This window comes from Thauera terpenica 58Eu (assembly GCF_000443165.1).
GTDB lineage: Bacteria > Pseudomonadota > Gammaproteobacteria > Burkholderiales > Rhodocyclaceae > Thauera > Thauera terpenica.
In genome coordinates, this window is record NZ_ATJV01000002.1 from 111,849 (window position 1) to 129,173 (window position 17,325).

At 66.0% G+C, this 17,325-nt stretch carries 12 protein-coding genes and 1 pseudogene; 7 read left to right on the forward strand and 6 right to left on the reverse strand.

The window, feature by feature from the left end:
- Positions 1–2: 2 nt before the first annotated feature.
- Together M622_RS39240 and M622_RS40780 are read right to left on the reverse strand one after the other, a co-directional pair.
- Entirely contained in the window at positions 3–983 is a 981-nt protein-coding gene (locus tag M622_RS39240; protein WP_021247872.1) for a toll/interleukin-1 receptor domain-containing protein, read from the reverse strand.
- Between the two features lie 234 nt (positions 984–1,217).
- Positions 1,218–1,412: a type II toxin-antitoxin system HigB family toxin gene (locus M622_RS40780; RefSeq protein ID WP_088178564.1), complete on the reverse strand. Its 195-nt coding sequence runs from the start codon at positions 1,410–1,412 to the stop codon at positions 1,218–1,220.
- Between the two features lie 126 nt (positions 1,413–1,538).
- Here M622_RS40780 and M622_RS22790 point away from each other — a divergent pair, with 126 nt between their 5' ends.
- The 4 genes from M622_RS22790 to M622_RS22805 are packed head-to-tail and all read left to right on the forward strand — an operon-like array spanning position 1,539 to position 9,787.
- The gene (locus M622_RS22790; RefSeq protein ID WP_021247873.1) at positions 1,539–3,056 is read left to right on the forward strand and encodes a TIGR02677 family protein; all 1,518 of its coding nucleotides are present in this window, start codon (positions 1,539–1,541) and stop codon (positions 3,054–3,056) included.
- On the forward strand, positions 3,056–4,348 hold the full coding sequence (locus M622_RS22795; protein WP_021247874.1) for a TIGR02678 family protein: 1,293 nt from the start codon (positions 3,056–3,058) through the stop codon (positions 4,346–4,348). The genes M622_RS22790 and M622_RS22795 overlap by 1 nt, the downstream gene beginning before the upstream one ends.
- Positions 4,349–4,358: 10 nt before the next feature.
- On the forward strand, positions 4,359–8,603 hold the full coding sequence (locus M622_RS22800; RefSeq protein WP_021247875.1) for a TIGR02680 family protein: 4,245 nt from the start codon (positions 4,359–4,361) through the stop codon (positions 8,601–8,603).
- Entirely contained in the window at positions 8,603–9,787 is a 1,185-nt protein-coding gene (locus M622_RS22805; RefSeq protein ID WP_021247876.1) for a TIGR02679 family protein, read from the forward strand. The genes M622_RS22800 and M622_RS22805 overlap by 1 nt, the downstream gene beginning before the upstream one ends.
- A gap of 73 nt (positions 9,788–9,860) precedes the next feature.
- On the opposite strand, the gene M622_RS22810 is transcribed toward M622_RS22805, so the two are convergent.
- The 3 genes from M622_RS22810 to M622_RS22820 are packed head-to-tail and all read right to left on the reverse strand — an operon-like array spanning position 9,861 to position 10,749.
- On the reverse strand, positions 9,861–10,067 hold the full coding sequence (locus M622_RS22810; protein WP_021247877.1) for a TrbJ/VirB5 family protein: 207 nt from the start codon (positions 10,065–10,067) through the stop codon (positions 9,861–9,863).
- Between the two features lie 11 nt (positions 10,068–10,078).
- Positions 10,079–10,504, reverse strand: coding sequence for a type II toxin-antitoxin system VapC family toxin (locus tag M622_RS22815; protein WP_021247878.1), 426 nt, complete (start codon positions 10,502–10,504; stop codon positions 10,079–10,081).
- Positions 10,501–10,749, reverse strand: a complete 249-nt coding sequence (locus M622_RS22820) for a FitA-like ribbon-helix-helix domain-containing protein (protein WP_021247879.1) — start codon at positions 10,747–10,749, stop codon at positions 10,501–10,503. The genes M622_RS22815 and M622_RS22820 overlap by 4 nt, the downstream gene beginning before the upstream one ends.
- A 1,117-nt stretch (positions 10,750–11,866) precedes the next feature.
- Here M622_RS22820 and M622_RS22825 point away from each other — a divergent pair.
- From M622_RS22825 to M622_RS22835, 3 genes are read left to right on the forward strand one after another with little or no spacing between them, the layout of a single operon-like run.
- The gene (locus M622_RS22825; RefSeq protein WP_021247880.1) at positions 11,867–12,649 is read left to right on the forward strand and encodes a HamA C-terminal domain-containing protein; all 783 of its coding nucleotides are present in this window, start codon (positions 11,867–11,869) and stop codon (positions 12,647–12,649) included.
- A complete protein-coding gene (locus tag M622_RS22830) occupies positions 12,636–16,139 on the forward strand; it encodes a DEAD/DEAH box helicase (RefSeq protein WP_021247881.1) in 3,504 nt (1,167 codons plus the stop codon). Before M622_RS22825 ends, M622_RS22830 begins: the two co-directional genes overlap by 14 nt.
- A 15-nt stretch (positions 16,140–16,154) precedes the next feature.
- A complete protein-coding gene (locus tag M622_RS22835) occupies positions 16,155–16,859 on the forward strand; it encodes a competence protein CoiA (protein WP_021247882.1) in 705 nt (234 codons plus the stop codon).
- Between the two features lie 151 nt (positions 16,860–17,010).
- On the opposite strand, the pseudogene M622_RS40405 reads toward M622_RS22835, so the two are convergent.
- Positions 17,011–17,325, reverse strand: a pseudogene (locus M622_RS40405) (hypothetical protein); the annotation flags it as partial.

The window sequence follows — 17,325 nt, forward strand, 5'->3', positions numbered from 1 at the left end:
CCTCATTTTTCCATGCGCGCGCGGTGGCGGGTGCCGAACAAATGTGTTGCGTCCTTGACCAGCAATCTGGCCAACTCGTCGTAAGTCGTCCATTCGTCGGCGTCACTGATCGAGACGTGGGTAAACACCTCGGGCAGCTTGCGCATCAGAAATGGCAGGTCGCTGGCCTTATGCACCATGAAGCGACAAGGCATACCCCGCGCCAGCGCGTAACCCGCCTCGAACAAGGCGCTGCTGACCAGGCGCTGCGGGTAGATCAGCACGAAGTTCGTGCTGTCGTGCAAGGCCTTGAGGTCGGTTTTTGCACTTGCGCCATAGCTGTCAAAGTCATCCATCGACGCGATGTTCTCGAGCGCGCAGTACACGCGCAGGTCACAGCTGTCGCGCAGCGCGCTGACCACCTTCATCGCGTCAGCGCGAAAGGCCTTGTACTGCACATCGGTTTCGAAGGCCGCCATCGGCACGGAAAGGAACACGTCGTAGGACGGATCGCTGCGCACCGCCGCTTTTACCGCGGCCTCCAGCTCTGGCCACACCGCATCGAACGAGCCTTTCAAGCCCAGCGGCTTCATCGGCGAGCCCAGGCTGAGGTTGATCGATTCGAACAGGCGCTGCATGCCCTCACGGTCGAAGCGGGTGCTGTTGAAGCGCGCCATCGGATCGACCAGGTCAGTGACGTCACCCTCGAGCTGCACCGCCACCAATTTGAGCCCCGGCAGTTTGCCGGCCACCGCACCCGCCTCGAACATCACCCACGGCGAGGCGGCGTTGCGCTGGGTCAGGCACACAATCGCCAAACGCGTGCTCTCCAGCGCGGAGCGCAGTTCGGTGAACCATTCCTGCCCAAGCTGAATGTCCTTGCTGGATATCCACGGCTGGGCGTCGTTGAACACACTGTCGATGGCGTGGCCAATCGCCTGCGCCGCCGCCTGGCTGGACTTGCCCGACCAGCTGAGGAAGATCGTCATCTTGTCCTGAGGCATCGCGTTCTCCATGTGTCGAAGGCATCGGTTGGGTCCATGCGTGAGCGCGACAGCGCGGCATGGCATGTGACTGAATTGCAGAGCAAGTGAACGATCAGCGGCGATTTCATGGTCATCGCTCGCCAGCAACATCAAGTCAGTCCGCAACGCTCACCGCAATCAGAATCTCAGCCGGAATGCCCAGATCGTGGTGCAATCTACGGATCATGCCAAGTGTCAGAGGGCGCTTGTGGTTCAGGACTTCGTAGACGCGCTTGCTCCTGCCGATGAACGGCTCCAGATCCAGACGGTTTCTGCGTCCACCTCGTCGTATCCTTTGTGGGTAACGACGAATTTCACGTAGACGGCCTGCAGCCTGCAAACGATGGTCACGATCAAGCGATAGTCGTTTCCTTTGATGTTGAAAACGACACGCCGGTTCTTGAGGATGCTGGCGCTGGCCTACTGTGATCACAACTCCCTTGAAGATAATAGTCCCGAAGTGCAAATGCAGGCGCTCGACAAGCGCTCGCATTGTTGCCAACATCGGACGCAGACCCCCTCAGAACCCAAGCCATGCCATTTACGGACACATCGGCCGACCTGTTCCGACACGTCAGCGCGGACAAGGCCGGCATCTACCGCAGCATCATGGCGAGTTTCGCCGCGGCAAAGCGTCAGTTCAGGCTTCACATGCGCCCCGACGAGGTGCTGGCCGAAGCGCACTGGACCGATGGCCTGCCCAGGCTCGAGGAGGTCCAGGTCGCGCTCGCCCAGCTCGCCGAGTGGGGCAACCTCGAGGCACAACCCGACACCGCGCGCGTCGCCAGCATCAGCGATTTTTACCGCGCCCGCTTCCTCTATCGCCTGTCCCATGGTGGTGAGGCCGTCGAGACGGCGCTTGCCGCCTTCGCCCAAGCGCTCGGTCGGCGGGCCGAGCTGCAGACCGTGGCGCTCGAAGACATCGCGAGCCGGCTCAAGACCTTGCTCGCGCTGGCCGACGCGCCGACGCTGGACGCGGCCAAGCTGCACGAAACCCTGCGCGATCTGGTGCGCGTGTTCGAGAGCCTCGCCGACAACGCCCAGGCCTTCATGGCCGGCATGGCACGCAGCATTGAGCTGCAGCAAGCCGATGCGAGCGCGGTGCTGGCCTACAAGCAACGCCTGATCAACTACCTCGAGCGCTTCATCGGCGACTTCGTCGGGCGCTCCGGTGCGATCGCGCAGCACATTTCCCTGCTGCATCCGCGCATCGATCCACTGCTGTGGGCGGCCGCGCAGCGCGAGGCGCGCGACGCGGCGCCCGGCGACCAGCAAGCGCAGGCTGACGCGCTCGCCCAGCGCCAGCAGGCCTGGCGCGAACGCTGGGGTGGCCTGCGCGGCTGGTTCGTCAGCACCCATCATGAACCGCCACAGGCCGAGGTCCTGCGCTCGAAGGCACGCGCGGCGATTCCGCAGCTGCTGGCCGCAGTCGCGGCGCTCAATGAGCGGCGCAGCGGGCGTAGCGACCGCTCGGCTGACTTCCGCGTGCTCGCTGGCTGGTTCGCGACCTGCGGCAGCGACGACGATGCCCACCGTCTGGGACGCGCCGCCTTCGCCCTCAATCCGGCACGCCATTTCTCGCTCAACCCCGACGCCGACAATGAGCTTCCGGCCACCACGCCGTGGGCCGAGGCGCCGCCGCTGCGCATCCATCCGCGCCTGCGCGAGTACGGCGAAGCCGCTCCGCGCGGGCCCTTGCCCAAGGTGCGCGAGCGCAACGAGGAGCGCGCCCTGCTCGCGCGCCAGTTGCGTGAGGAGCATCTGCAGGTCGAAGCCGCGCGCGCACGCCTGGCCAGCGGCCGAACGACGCGCCTGTCGGAGATCGGGCAGCTCGACCCGCACGCCTTCGCGCTGTTCCTGTCACTGCTCGGCGAGGCGCTGAGCGCGCAGTCCTCGCCCGAAGGCGTGGTTGAGCGCCAGACCGGCGACGGCCTGCTGCACATCCGCCTGGAGCCGCTGGAGGCGCACACACGCGCTGAAGTGAGCACCGATGCCGGCGTCTTTGCCGGTCGCGACCACCTCATCACGATCACCGCCACCCAAGCCCCCTGATGACAAGCGACAGCACCACAATCGGCCAGCAGCAGGCCCTTCATCAACGCGAGGAGTTCACCGCCGCGCTGCGCGCCCTGCTGATGAGGCCGCTGATGACGCCGGCGCACGCAGAGTTCGCCGCCGTGCGTCGCCACGCCGAGGCCTTGCGCGAATGGTTCGTCCGCGAGGCCGGCTGGCCTCTGCATATCGAACGCGATGCGGCGCGCCTGTACAAGCGCCCGGCCGATGTGCGCGACGCCAGCCGCGGGCTGCCCGGCTACGAGCGCCGCCGCTACGTGTTGCTATGCCTGGCCTGCGCGGTCCTGGAGCGCGCAGACCCGCAGATCACCCTGCGCGTGCTCGGCGACCGCTTGCTCGTCCTCGCCGCAGACCCCGCGCTGGCAGCCCTCGGCTTCAGCTTCACCCTGCAGGCACAGCACGAACGGCGGGAGCTGGTCGCGGTATGCCGCACCCTGCTCGAGCTTGGCGTCCTCAATCGCGTGGCCGGTGATGAGGAGAGTTTCATACACGGTGGCCACGGCGGCCCGGACAGTCTCCATGACGCGCTCTACGACGTGCACCGGCGGGTACTCGCCGGCGTGCTCGCGGCATCGCGCGGCCCGTCCACCTGGCCGGCGGACGAAGCCCCGGCCACGCTCGAGGCACGGCTCGCGGCGCTGGTGGTGGAGCCGGTGCCGGACAGCGACGAGGGCCGGCGCACGGCGCTGCGCCACCACCTCGCGCGCCGCCTGCTCGACGACCCGGTGATCTACCTCGACCGCCTCGACGTCGACCAGCGCGCCTATTTCATGAACCAGCGCGGCACGATGGCCTCCCGGCTGTGCGACGCCACCGGGCTGGTCGCCGAACAACGCGCCGAGGGCCTGGCGCTGGCCGACGAGGACGGTGAACTGACCGACGTGGCGATGCCGGCCGAGGGTACCGAAGCGCATGTCACCCTGCTCGTGGCCGAGTTCCTCTCCAGTCGATCTTCGCGCGGCTCGGGCGATCGCTCCGGACCGGGAACACCGCACGCCGCGCCTAAGGATGGCTACGCGAGCACCGACGAGGTTGCTGCATTCATCGCTAGCGCGCGCCAAGGTTTCGGCAAGTTCTGGCGCAAATCCGCGCGCGAGCCAGGCGCGGAACACGAACTGGCGGCAACCGCGCTCGAACGCCTGCAGCGTCTTCAGCTGCTCGAACGCAACGGTGCCGAAGTGCGCCCCTTGCCAGCGCTGGCACGTTTCGCCGTTGGCGAGGCCGAGCTCAGGCCGGCGCCACCGGCCGCCACCGGAACCCTCTTCGACTGAGACCTCGACCTTGAATACTCTGGACTCCCTGTTCGCAAGCCCGTCCGCCCAGGCGAGGACCGACGCGCTTCCTGCCCTCCCGCAGCCCACGCTGGCGCGCTGGCAACCCCTGCGCATCGGCCTCGTCGAGCTGTTCCACTACGACAGCGAGGAGTTCTGGTTCCACGATGGCCACCTGCTGCTGCGCGGCAACAATGGCACAGGCAAATCCAAGGTGCTGTCACTGACCCTGCCCTTCCTGTTCGATGCCCAACTCAAGCCATCACGGATCGAACCCGATGGCGACGCCGGCAAGAAAATGGCCTGGAACCTGCTGCTCGGCAAGCTCGACCGCCGCATCGGCTATGCATGGATCGAGCTCGGTCGCATCACCGACGATGGCGAGCCCGACTACCTGACCCTCGGCTGCGGGCTGTCCGCGGTGGCGGCGCGGACCCAGGTTGTTGCGTGGTTCTTCGTGCTCGAAAGGCAACGCATCGGCGAAGACCTATGGCTCACCAGCCCGGCACGCAGCGTACTCACCCGCGAACGCCTGAAGGAAGCATTGCACGATCACGGCCAGGTGTTCGACACCGCCACCGCATACCGGCGCGCGGTCGACGAGCGCCTGTTCCAGCTCGGCGCCGTGCGTTATGCGGCCCTGATGGATACCCTGGTCCAATTGCGCCAGCCACAACTGTCCAGAAAGCCCGATGAAGGCAAACTCTCCGACGCGCTGACCGAGGCGCTGCCGCCACTGTCGGCCGAGTTGCTGACCGACGTCGCCGACGCACTCAACCAGCTCGAGGAATACCGCCGCGAATTGCAGGATTACGAAGCACTGGCGAAGGCCGTCGGCCAGTTCACCCAGCGCTACCAGCGTTACGCCGCGATCAACGCGCGCCGACAGGCCCGCGCCCTGCGCAGCGCACAGAGCGGCCATGACTCCGCCAGCCGCAGCCTCAACGAGGCCCGCAGCGCCTGGCAGGCCGCGCAGCAGGCCGAGGCACAGGCGCAGGCCCGCCTCGAGGCGGTGGACGCCGCCTTGTTCGCCGCCCGCACCCGGCTCGAGCAGCTGCAGTCCGACCCGGCGATGAAGGACGCGAATCGCCTGAATCAGGCCGAACGCGACGCCGAATCGCGCGCAGCCGACCGCGCCGATGCGACGCGAATGAATGCCGAGGCACTCGCTCGCCTCGAGCGCGAGCAACAAGCGCTCGCGGAACGGGGCACGCGCCAGACACAGGCCGAACAGGCGCTCATCAGCGCCCGCGAGGACCTCACCGCGGCGGCACTGGCCAGCGGCACGGCCGAGCCGTGGAGAAGCAGTCCGCTGGCGGTGCTCCCGGCCGCCGCACTGGCGACACTCGGCGAGCAGCCCCTCGACACGGCCCGCAATGAGCTGCGCCAGGCAACGGTTATTCGACGCGAACAGCTCGCCCTGGTACAGCGCCGTGTCAGCGAGGTGGCCCAGGCCGAGGCCGTCCACGCAAGCCGGCAACAGACCCGTGACGAGCGACAGGACGAAACCGAAGCGGCCGCTGCCCGCCGCAATGTAGCCGATGCTGCAGTGGAGTCCGAAGGCAGCCGCGTGGTCGAGGCCTGGCAGGAACACTTCACGAACCTGCAGGTGCTGCAGGTGAATGAGGCGCCGCTGCCCGCGCTGGCCGCGTGGGTCGCCAACCTGCAAGGTGACAACCCCGCCCGTGCCGCCTTGTCGTCAGCCCAGCAGCGCACCGCCGACGATCTGGCACAGCAGCGCGCCGGACACCTCGCTGCACGGCAAGCCCTGCACGACGAGCAGGCGACGCTGAGCGCCGAGCACGAGCGCCTCACGCAGGGCGAAGACGCCAGCCCGCCGCCACCTTATACCCGCGGCGCCGAGGCGCGCAGGCACTTGGCCGGTGCGCCGCTGTGGCAGCTGGTCGATTTTCGCGAGCATGTCGACACCGCCCAGCGTGCCGGCCTTGAAGCCGCGCTTGAGGCCGCCGGGCTCCTCGACGCCTGGGTCACCCCCGATGGTCGCCTGCTGGGGGCCGACAGCGCAGCGCCCGTGCACGACACCCAGTGGCTGGAGCGCCAGGCCCATGAGGCCTCGCTCGCCGCGTGGCTCACCCCATCCGCGGCGGCGACAAGGCCCGGCATCGACGCCGCGCAGCTGACACGCCTGCTCGAAGGCCTCGCCTGCTCCACCCACGACGACGGCCAGGCCGAAGGCTGGATTGCACCCGACGGCCGCTTTCGCCTCGGCGCCCTGGCCGGGCGCTGGCACAAGCCACAGGCCAGCTACATCGGCTTCGCCGCCCGCGCCGCCGCACGTGCGCGGCGGCGCGCGGAGATCGAGCTTCGCCTGGGCGAGATCGCCGAGGCTGCACACCGCATCGACCAGGCGCTGGCCGAGCTCGTACGGCAGCAGACGCGAGCGGCCGCCGAATGGCAGGACGCCCCCACCGACGAGAACCTGCGCGCCGCCCACGCTGACGCCGCGGCTGGGGAGCGCGAGTTCCAGGCTGCGCGCAGCCGGCTCGAAGAAGCCCAGCGCCAGCTGCACGCAGCCAGCGCTGCCCTGCAAAGCCGCCGCGATGCGCTGGCAGCCGACGCCGCCGACCTGCACCTGCCCACCCAGTCCGCAGCGCTGGAAGCTGTCGGCACCGCGCTGCTGCACTTCGGCGAGACCGTGCACGGTCTCTTCCAGGTGGTGCACGCACTGCGCCTGGCGGTGAGCGAACTCGCCCGCCAGCAAGAGCGGACACACGAAGCCGAGGCCGACGCGCGCCAGCGCGCCGAGCAGCTTGCCGAGCGCCACCGACAGGCCGAGGAGACCCAGGTGCGGCTCACCACCTTGCGCGAATCGATCGGCGCCCGCGTCGAGGAGCTGCAAGCGCGGCTGCGCGAGGCGCGCGCTGCGGTGAGCGACGGCGAACGCCAGGCCAAGACCGAAGGCGAAGCCCTGCGCACGGCCGGCGAAGCCCGCGCCCGCGGCGAACAGAAAGTGTCCGACGCCGATACCACTCTGCAGGAACGCGCCGACACCCGCCAACGCGCCATCGCCCAGCTGCAAGGCTTTGCCGCCACCGGCTTGCTGTCTGCCGCGCTGCCCGCGGCCGAGTTGCCCGATCTGCGTGCACCGTGGACGATAGAGCCGGCGCTCACGCTCGCCCGCCGCACCGAGCAGGCGTTGGCACAGGTGGTGGACGACGACGACGCGTGGACGCGCATCCAGAGCCAGATCTCCCACGACTATGGCGAGCTCGGGCGGGCGCTGACCGCGCTCGGCCAGCAGGCCCAGGCCGACACCAGTGACTACGGCATGGTGGTCAGCGTCATCTACCAGAACCGTGCGGAGCGCCCCGACCAGCTCAGCGCCCGGCTGGCCGCCGAGATCGCCCAGCGCCGTGAGCTGTTGACGGCGCGCGAGCGCACCCTGCTCGAAAACCACCTCCAGGCCGAGACCGCGGCCGAGATCCAGCGCCTGCTGCAGGCAGCCGAGCGCCAGATCGATGCGATCAACAAGGAGCTGCACAAGCGCCCGACGTCCACCGGAGTCAAGTTCCGCCTCTTGTGGCAAGCGCTGCCCGAGGGCGGCGAAGGCGCACCGGTGGGCCTGGAGGCCGCGCGCAAACGCCTGCTCAATACCAGCACCGACCTGTGGTCGGCCGCGGACCGGCGGGTGGTCGGCGAGATGCTGCACCAGCGCATCGCCGCCGAACGCCTGAAGACCGATGCGCTCGGCGGCAGTCTGCTCGAGCAGCTCGCGCAGGCGCTCGACTACCGGCGCTGGCATCGCTTCCGCGTCCAGCGTTGGCAGGATGGGCAGTGGCGTCCGCTCTCCGGCCCGGCCTCGAGCGGCGAACGCGCGCTCGGCCTGACGGTGCCGCTCTTCGCCGCCGTGTCGAGCTTCTACAGCCAGGCCAGCTACGCCTTTGCGCCCCGCCTGGTGCTGCTCGACGAAGCCTTTGCCGGCATCGACGACGCCGCCCGCGCGCATTGCATGGGCCTGATCCGCGAGTTCGACCTCGATTTCGTCATCACCAGCGAGCGTGAATGGGCCTGCTATGCCGAGCTGCCCGGCGTGGCGATCTGCCAGCTGCAGCGGCGCGAGGGCATCGACGCGGTGCATGTGTCACGCTGGACTTGGGATGGCCGCGCGCGCCTGCATGCGGACGACCCGGATCGACGCTTTCCGCCTGAGGCTGAACCACCATCCGGCCCGCTTGATTCGCTGCACCACGAGGGGGCGCAGGCCTCCCCTGGGGCGGCCCGGCGCGCGCGCTGATGGACCCCCGCCTTGAACGGCTGCTCGGAGGCGAAACCCTCGCGGCGCTGCGCAAGCGCCTACGCCAGCGCTATGAGCGCGGCGTGCCGGCCGAGGTCCTGCGTCTGGGCGCGCTGAGCGAAGCCGAGCATGCCGCCCTCGCGGCGCTCTGCGGCCGACCCGCACGCCCTGTGCGGTCGATGCAGATCAAGGTCGCGGAGATCGACGCCGCCCTCACCCGGGCGGGTCTCGCCTCTTCCCTGCGTGATGCGCTCGAGCAACTCGACGGACCGATCATCGACACCACCGCCCAGCGCCTGCAGGTTCGCGTGCAATGGCAGCAGCTGGTCGAGGGCTGCGCACACCCTGCCCTTGCTGCGGTGCTGCAGACATCGGTCGGACTCGGGCTTTTGAAGCGCTTGTGTGCCAGCCAGCCCGAGGCCGGCGAGCGCCTGCTCCTCGACGCCAATCAGGTATTGCGGCGGCTGCCCGCAGCGGGGATTGCGCGCGCGCAGCTGGCCGTTGCCACGCTCGGTGATGCACACGCGCTCGACAGCGGCAAGGCGGTCGCCACCCTGGTCCTGTCGGCCTTGCGCCATGGGGCCGCGCCCGACGATGACGCCGACAGGGCACGGGACCTGTGGGCTGCGGCCGGCGTCCTGGTCAATGAGCTGACACGGCCCGCGCTCGCCCTCAACCTCCCCGGGCCGACCGGCACCGCAGCAGGCGAACCGACCTATTTCTCGCTGCGCAGCCTGGTGCGATCACCGCCGGTCTGGGCCGTCACGGGCCGCCCGGTCTTCGTCTGCGAGAACCCGAACCTGCTCGCGATCGCCGCCGATCAGCTGGGGCCGCGCTGTGCACCGCTGGTGTGCACCGACGGCATGCCGGCCGCCGCCCAGCGCGTCCTGCTCACGCAGCTGCGTGCCGCCGGAGCAAGGCTGCATTATCACGGCGACTTCGACTGGCCGGGCCTGCGCATCGGCAATCAGGTGATCCGTGAGCACGGCGCCCACCCATGGCGCTTCTCGAGCGCCGACTACCGCGCCGCCGTCATCAGCGCACCGCGTCCCGGCCGCACCCTCGATGAAGCCGCTGTCAGCGCGCTATGGGACGACACCCTCGCCGACGCGATGCTCGCCGCACGCCTGGCGATCGACGAGGAAGGGCTCGCCGACGTGCTGCTCGACGATCTGGGACACTGAGGGGCCCCCACTCCAAGCACCGCCTCCCGTGATGTCTGCGCCTCAGCCAGACGATGGGCGAAGAAAGCCCTCATCACCTCAGTTGTTCCAGACCCTTGAACAGGGCGTCCTTGGCCTTCTTCTGACTCGCGCTCGCGAGCCTGCGGTTTCGCCTCATCGCGGCACGCTCGGTATCCGAGCACCCGGCGGCCGAGAAGCTTGGCGAATCACGGTAACAGGCCACGTCCTGGAACATGCCCAGGTAGGCATCGACGCTGCCGTGTGCCGTGCAAACCTGCACGAATGACAGCTTTACTCTTGATCTTCCCAAGGGTTGATGACTTTTACGCCGGCCGCCAGGAACGGGCTTACGTCCCGTGTAGCCACGCTGAAACCGTTATCCAGGGCAATCGCCGCTATGACGGCATCAGCCGCCTCAATGCCGCTGCCAGCCTTGCGGGCGCTTGCCAGCACATCGGCATAGGCGCGTGTGCAAGCCACATCAAACGACAATACTCGGCCCACAAATGCCGGCAACACTTGGTGTTCGATGCTGTTACCAAGCACTGTACGGCGCTTGCCTGCAGGCATCAGGGCAACACCGGCCCGCAGTTCGGCCACGGTCATAGAGGCCAGATAAAGCGTTTCCAAGGGCTGACGATTCAACCAGTCAATCACCGCCTCACTGGATACGGCTCGAAACTGCTCCGATATGACGTTTGTATCCAGCAAAATCATTCAAAACTCGCTGCGCGGGCGGGTGAATGGTCACGCTCAAAAACCGCCATTTCTTCGTCGGTCAATTTCACCTTGCGCCCGATGCTTGCCAGCAAGTCACCCAGCTTTACCCGGCCTTCCGGTTTCACGGCGGTAGCCAGTATGTCGCACATCTCGGCTTGCAATGTACGGCCGTTCTGCGCCGCCCTGACCCGGATGGCTCGATGCACCTCTTCCGGCACATTCCTGATCGTTACTGCTCTCATGTCTGCAACCTCCTATTGATTGCGGTGAAGTCAATTATACGAACTGCATTCAAGCAGATCAAGCGCTACTGACCACGCCCCTTGCGCTGGTTCGGCCTGTCTTTCTTGGCGCTCAACTCGGCTGGTAGCTTGGCTTTGCGACGCGGCTGTACATCGAGCACCGCGTCGCGCGCACGACGCCCCGACCGAAAGCCGTAACTGTGTGCGCTGTGATCAACTTACGGCAGGACTTACACCCGCAGGAGCGCACCGATGCCGGGCGCACCAAAATAAAAAGCCCGCAATTACGCGGGCTTAGGGTTTTTCACGCTTTCAGGTGTCTGGCCGTGCCAGACGCCCGATCACTCCCACTCCATCATCAACAGGCCACCCAAACCCGCGTGGTTAAAGGACTTGGCTGTGATCAACATGGGTCTATACCGTCGCTTTTACCGTCAGAAGCGCAGATCTTTTGCTGGCGCGGGAGATGGAGCGACTTGCGGGGAAGCGACTTTTTCGACCTCATAGTCAATCGTCGCAAATCATACCGAACACGTGATCTAACTGCAGCCCTTCCGTGGCGATGCTATCAACTTGAGCTTGCCGTCTTGGCGCACCTGCGATGCGGCGTTGATCCCGTCGGTGCCCGCTTCAACGCAAGACACGAGCCGATAGGGGCAATCGCGACTCGCTCCCCCTCCCCCAATCTGCTTGGCGGGCGCCCTGACCAGAACGACATCTTCACCCCCCCCCGAAAATCGACCGTAATGCACCGGGGGCCGCCTCTTCGACTACTTCACGGGCCCGCCGCGCCATCGATGTCTACCCCAGGAAGACATACATAAACTTGGAGCGCTCCGTGGAACTGCCGATCTCATCAACTGACGAGATCCAGTGCATCGAAAGCCGGTCAACTGGCTGGGCAAATTCCTCACCGACCAAGGTAAGCCACAGGTAGTAGATGACCGATACCCGTCAGTGATCATGGCTGGACCACTCGGACGCAGGTAACCATCGAACTCGCGATAATGTCCGAAACTGCGCGAGGCGCGCATACTGGGTAATCGAAGTCGTCACGGTGCGCTCGCCAGCGAGCCATGACCGTATCGGCATCGGGCTGACTGATCGGGGGAGCGCCGTGGGACTGTATGAGAGGTGGTGCGAGTCCACCAAAGAAAAAGACAAGCGCAAGCACTATTGGACCTATGTCGAGAAGGATGGCGGCCGCGACGAGATCAGCGACGACCTCGCCGAAACCATCCGCTCGCACTACGATCGCCTCGAACGCATCGCCGAGGATGTGAAGCGACTCGGATTCGAGGTGGCTAGTGAAATCCTCAGCACCGCAATGCCTCAAACGCCCAAGGGTCGATCCGGCGACCTCGGCGAAATCCTCGCAACCGAACTGGTCGAGGAAGAAATCGGCCTTCGCGTCCCCGTGCGCCGCCTCCGCTACAAGGACGGCCGCAACATGGCCATGCGCGGTGACGACTTCATCGGCGCCGGATACGATGCGGCCGGCGAAAAGCTTTGGCTCCTGAAAGGCGAAGCCAAGAGCAATAAGGCACTCGGCAGGACCACCGTCACGAGCGCCCGCAAGGTACTTAACCGCGACAGCGGCCGTTGCACGCCCGATTCCCTGCTGTTCGTCGCCAACCGGCTGCTGGAGAGCAACACCCCTGCCGACAACGAATTGGGGCGCAGCCTGCGCGACGAGGTCGGCTTGAAGTCGTTGAGCGCCGATCGCATCGACCACATGCTCTTCACCGTTTCCGGCAACGGCCCACACGCCTCGCTGAAAGAGGATCTCGACGCCACTGGGGCCAACCGGGATCATTACGTCGTGAATATCCACGTCGAAGACCACCAAGACTTCATCGCAGCCATGTTCTTGGAGGCGGAAGACCTTGGAGACGACTGACGAGTTGACCGCCTTCCTGGCGACCGCCACCGCTGACGGCATCCTCGGGCGCCTCCTCTATCGCGGCGCGGCTTGGTCGTTGATGCGCGAAGAGGGCGTGCTACCGCAAAACGCGCCGCCGCTTGGCGCAACCATCGAAACCGATCTTGCCGAGCACGGCTTCGCTGTGCTTCGAGGGGCGATGGCCTTACGCGCTCAGGATGGAGCTTCGGACCTGACGGGCAAGGCCTTCGAGCGAGCCGCCAACGCCTTCGAAGCCCTGGTGCGCAATGGTGACCCTGACGCGCCCGATCGCGGGTTCCGCCGCACCATCGCTGCCGCGGCCTACCATCTGGCCGGCTTTTCGGCCGTTGCCTATTCGCTTTTCAACGAGACGGCGGAAGACCTCAACACCTCGCCGGGCGAGACGGCGATCCGACACCTGATACTGCGCGATCTCGACCAGCTGCGCGGCTTCGTTCGCGAATGGTTGGACGACGAGGCTCACGGCGATGAGCAGATCGCCGAAGCGCTGCGGGGCCAAGACCCTGACGTCGACGAGGCGCTGTCGACCATCCTCAACACAACGATCTGCCGGGCCCTGGCGTTTTTTGACTTCGCGCTGGAGACGGGCGAGGTCGAGCCGATCGAATCCGCGCGGGACATGCTCGACACCGCCGTCAGCCTGGCCGACAACGCTGAGAACGTCCCTCTGTGGTGGATTTCGAACCTTTGCCGCCATCTGATCGACGATCTGTGGCAGCACTCGCTCCATCAGAATCTGCCGACTGAGCCGCCCGAGGGTGCAGAGGAAAAGTACCCCGACCTCCGGCGGCTGTTCATCTCCTCGCTCTACGCCCGCAAGACCTCGGAGGTGGAGCTATGGCCCTCGCAGCGCGAAGCGGCCCAGCGCTCCACGGACGTTTCGGACGACCTGGTCGTTGCCCTGCCGACCAGCGCGGGCAAGACGCGGGTGGCAGAGATCGCCGCATTGATGACCCTGTCCACCGACCGCCGGGTGATGATTGTCACTCCGCTGCGCGCCTTGTCGGCTCAAACCGAACGGTCCTTCAGGAAGACGTTCGCACCCCTCGGGTTCGGCGTCTCCTCGCTTTATGGTGCCAGCGGCCTTTCGGCCGGTGATGAAGATGCCCTGCGCACTCGTGAGATCATCATTGCGACGCCTGAAAAACTCGACTTCGCGTTGAGAAGCGACCCGTCGCTGATCGACGATGTTGGCCTGATCGTCCTCGACGAGGGCCACATGATCGGTCCGAGCGAGCGCGAAATCCGCTACGAGACGCTCGTGCAGCGCTTGCTTCGGCGCACGGACGCGGTCGAACGCCGGATCGTCTGTCTTTCCGCGATCCTGCCGAGCGGAGACGAACTTGACGACCTCACCGCCTGGATTCGTTCCGACGAACCGGGTGAGCCGGTGCGTTCCGACTGGCGTCCCACGCGCCAACGTTTCGGGGCACTCACCTGGCGCGGCAAAGATGCACTGCTGCGGCTTGACCTCGATGACGATGGTCCCTTCCTTGACAAGTTCGTCGTGGAAAAACCCCCACTCGGGCGGGAGAAGAAGCCTTATCCGCGCAAGAACTCGCACCTAGCTTTGTTCGCGGCGTGGGAGTTCGCAAGCCAGGGCAAGCGCACCTTGATCTTCTCCACCCAGGCGAACTGGGTCGAAAGCTACGGAAAACAGGTCGTGGACCTCTGCAAGCGTGGCTATCTTGACTCGCTGATAGATAACGAGGCGCCGATCGCCCGTGCCCTAGAGGTCGGCAAGGAATGGCTGGGCGAGGATCATCCCGCCGTGGCCAGCTTGAAGGTGGGCGTCGCCATTCACCATGGCCGGCTTCCGAGCCCGTTCCTGCGTGAACTGGAAGTCCTTCTGTCCGAAGGAGTCGTGAAGGTGATCGTCGCATCGCCGACGCTCTCGCAGGGCCTCAACCTCAACGCAGCCGTCCTGCTAGTGCCCGCGCTGTATCGCGCGGGCGAGAAGATAAAAGGCGAAGAGTTTGCGAACGTGGCGGGCCGCGCCGGGCGCGCCTTCGTCGACGTCGAAGGGCTGATCGTCCATGTCATGTTCGATCGGGTCAACTGGCGAAAGAGCGAATGGCGCGGTCTGGTTGCCTCCGCAAAGGCCCGAACTCTGAAGAGCGGCCTCATCCAGATCGTTGCCGAGATCCTTGAGCGCCTGTCACGCGAGGGCGTGCTGGATCGCGACGACGCCTGGGAATATCTCGCCAACGCCCGCGAGGCCTGGAGATCACTCGACGAGGAAGCCGAGGTAGCCGAGCGGCTGGCTGGTGCCGTGGAATACGACGCCGATGCCGATGCCGATGACGAAGACACGGACGACGAGGAAGAATCCATAGACGAGGAGCCGCTGTCTCAACTCGTCGAACGCCTCGACGCGATCGTGTTCGGCCTGATCGAAGCGCTGGACGCCGACCGCGCCGATCTACCCAAGCTTCTGGACGAGGCGCTCAAGGGATCACTCTGGGCCCGCCAGATTGCCCGCGAGGACGACGACGTCGCCCCCTTGCACAAGAAGGTATTCGAAGCGCGCGCTGACCTCATCTGGAAAGCCACCACGGCGGAGGCCCGGCGCGGGCATTTCGCTATGGGCGTCGGGCTCGAAGCAGGCCTCGCCATCGACGCCATGGCCGACGAGTTAGCCGAATTGATCGACCGGGCAGACCAAGCAGCGCTGAGCGGCGACATTGACGCGCTCGTCGACACACTCGGTGGTCTCGGCGAACGCCTGCTGTTCATGCGCCCCTTCATCTCCGACAAGGCGAACGCGCTGCCGACGAATTGGAAAGCCATCCTGCACAGTTGGGTGTCCGGCGAGGAGGTCTCCAGGATCGGATCGCAGAACATGCGAGCGGTCGAGGAAGCCTTCACCTATCGCTTGGTCTGGGCTCTCGAAGCCGTCCGCACCCGCCGCATGTCTCTTGGCTGGTCGCCGGAGACGGTGGCGGGCGGCGCGTCGGCGGCGGTCGAAACCGGCGTCCCGCGATTCATGATGGCGATGCTGATCCGCGCTGGCCTGCCGTCACGGCGCGCGGCCATGGCCGCCATCGAGGACGCCGAGCCAGTCTTCGTCACCCCGGCGGAGATGCGGGCTTGGCTCGAATCCGATGAAATCACGGCTTACACGGACGCCGGCGACTGGCCGACGCCCGACACCTCTGCACTATGGGCACGCTTCCGAACCGAGGCTCTCAGCGGTGGCATCCAGAAGTGGTCCGTCCAACGCTACAAGCGCCTGCTCGACATCGAGGCCGCTCCGCCCGCTGGCCTGTACCGGATCGTCACCAACGAGGGGGATGGACGGACCTGGCTGGCAACCCCCGACTACCAGCGGGTCGCTGCCTTCAAGAAGCCGGCGGTAGATCCCAAACCCAGCCTTTTCTCGGGCCGCCTGCCCGGCGATACAAGGCTCGTGGAAGCCTTGCGCGTCGGCCGCGGAAAGTTGCGCTGGCCGACCGCTGATGCTTAAAGCGGAACCGTAGACATGCTCTATGCCTGGGTCGGCGACCATAAGCGCGCACCCTCCGCGAAGGGAGAACGGACGACCTGCCGCGACTGCGGTGGACTGCTCACCGCCGTCATTCCTGTCGAGAACACGCCCCACTGGCGGCACAAGGCAGGCGACTGCGATCCCTGGAGCGAGTCGGAGGGACCCTGGCACCTCGGCTGGAAAGAATTCTTCGACATGTCCTGTCGAGAGATCGCTCTGCGCGACCCGGCGACGGGAGAGCTGCACCGCGCCGACGTCTTGGTCGGCAGCGGCAGCCCGCGCGCGACCGTGCTCGAGCTGCAGCACTCCTCAATCAGCGAGGACGAGCGAAGCGCGCGAGAGGCCTTCTATCGGCGCGGGCATCGGATGTTCTGGTTGATCCACATCCACAGCGAAAGCTCGTTTCTGGGGACCTATTTCAGCATGTCGCTCGATTTCAGTTCGCGCGTCACCAACCTCGACGGCAAGGAGTTCACCGTCATGCGCTGGATGGGCCCGAATAAGCAATTCATCGAGAAGTGGAAGCGCGCTACCGCCCACGTCTTCTTCAATGCTGGCCCTTACATCTTCTACCTTGCCAGCCCTGGGGTGGCCGCTCGCCTGGGAGCGCCCCTGCGGCGTGGCGAGTTCGCTCTCTGTGCCCTCAGTCGGGATGACTTTCTGCGGGCCGTCCGCTGGGAGGATGGTGCCCCTTCCTAACGCCTCGTCCGCTTTGAACCGGGACGCACATATCGCTTTGGCTAGGAGGAGAGAGATATCCAAACAACCGCGTTACCCTCGCCTGCTCGCAGCACGACGCCAACTTCGGCATCCTCACCGCGCTATCGTGGTATCGCGATCATGCCCAGCCCTAATCAGGTTGCGCGGGCAGCGCGATGACGTTTTCGGCACCGAACCAAGTCGTCAGCCTGGTCATGGCATCTGGGCTAAGAAGCTGTGTGAAGAGCAGCGCTAGGCGAACCTTCGGCCGAGAGCAAGCCACGTAGAAGAGATTTCGATTGTTTTCGTAGAACTCCAACTTGTCGGCCGGTGGGCCGGCCTCGCTCCATGCGAGCATCTGGGCAAAATCGTACTTGTTCCGTAAGCGCTCCACAAACCCCATTCTTCCCGGATTCGCTAGGCCGTGATCAGATGCTCGGCCTTGAGATTCCAGGGCAGGAGGGCC

What these genes read in the sequence shown, in the direction of transcription:
- M622_RS22835 (WP_021247882.1), top strand. Translation starts at nt 16,155, where the DNA reads ATGCTCTATGCCTGGGTCGGCGACCATAAGCGCGCACCCTCCGCGAAG.
- M622_RS39240 (WP_021247872.1), bottom strand. Translation starts at nt 983, where the DNA reads ATGCCTCAGGACAAGATGACGATCTTCCTCAGCTGGTCGGGCAAGTCC.
- M622_RS22820 (WP_021247879.1), bottom strand. Translation starts at nt 10,749, where the DNA reads ATGAGAGCAGTAACGATCAGGAATGTGCCGGAAGAGGTGCATCGAGCC.
- M622_RS22805 (WP_021247876.1), top strand. Translation starts at nt 8,603, where the DNA reads ATGGACCCCCGCCTTGAACGGCTGCTCGGAGGCGAAACCCTCGCGGCG.
- M622_RS22815 (WP_021247878.1), bottom strand. Translation starts at nt 10,504, where the DNA reads ATGATTTTGCTGGATACAAACGTCATATCGGAGCAGTTTCGAGCCGTA.
- M622_RS22795 (WP_021247874.1), top strand. Translation starts at nt 3,056, where the DNA reads ATGACAAGCGACAGCACCACAATCGGCCAGCAGCAGGCCCTTCATCAA.
- M622_RS22790 (WP_021247873.1), top strand. Translation starts at nt 1,539, where the DNA reads ATGCCATTTACGGACACATCGGCCGACCTGTTCCGACACGTCAGCGCG.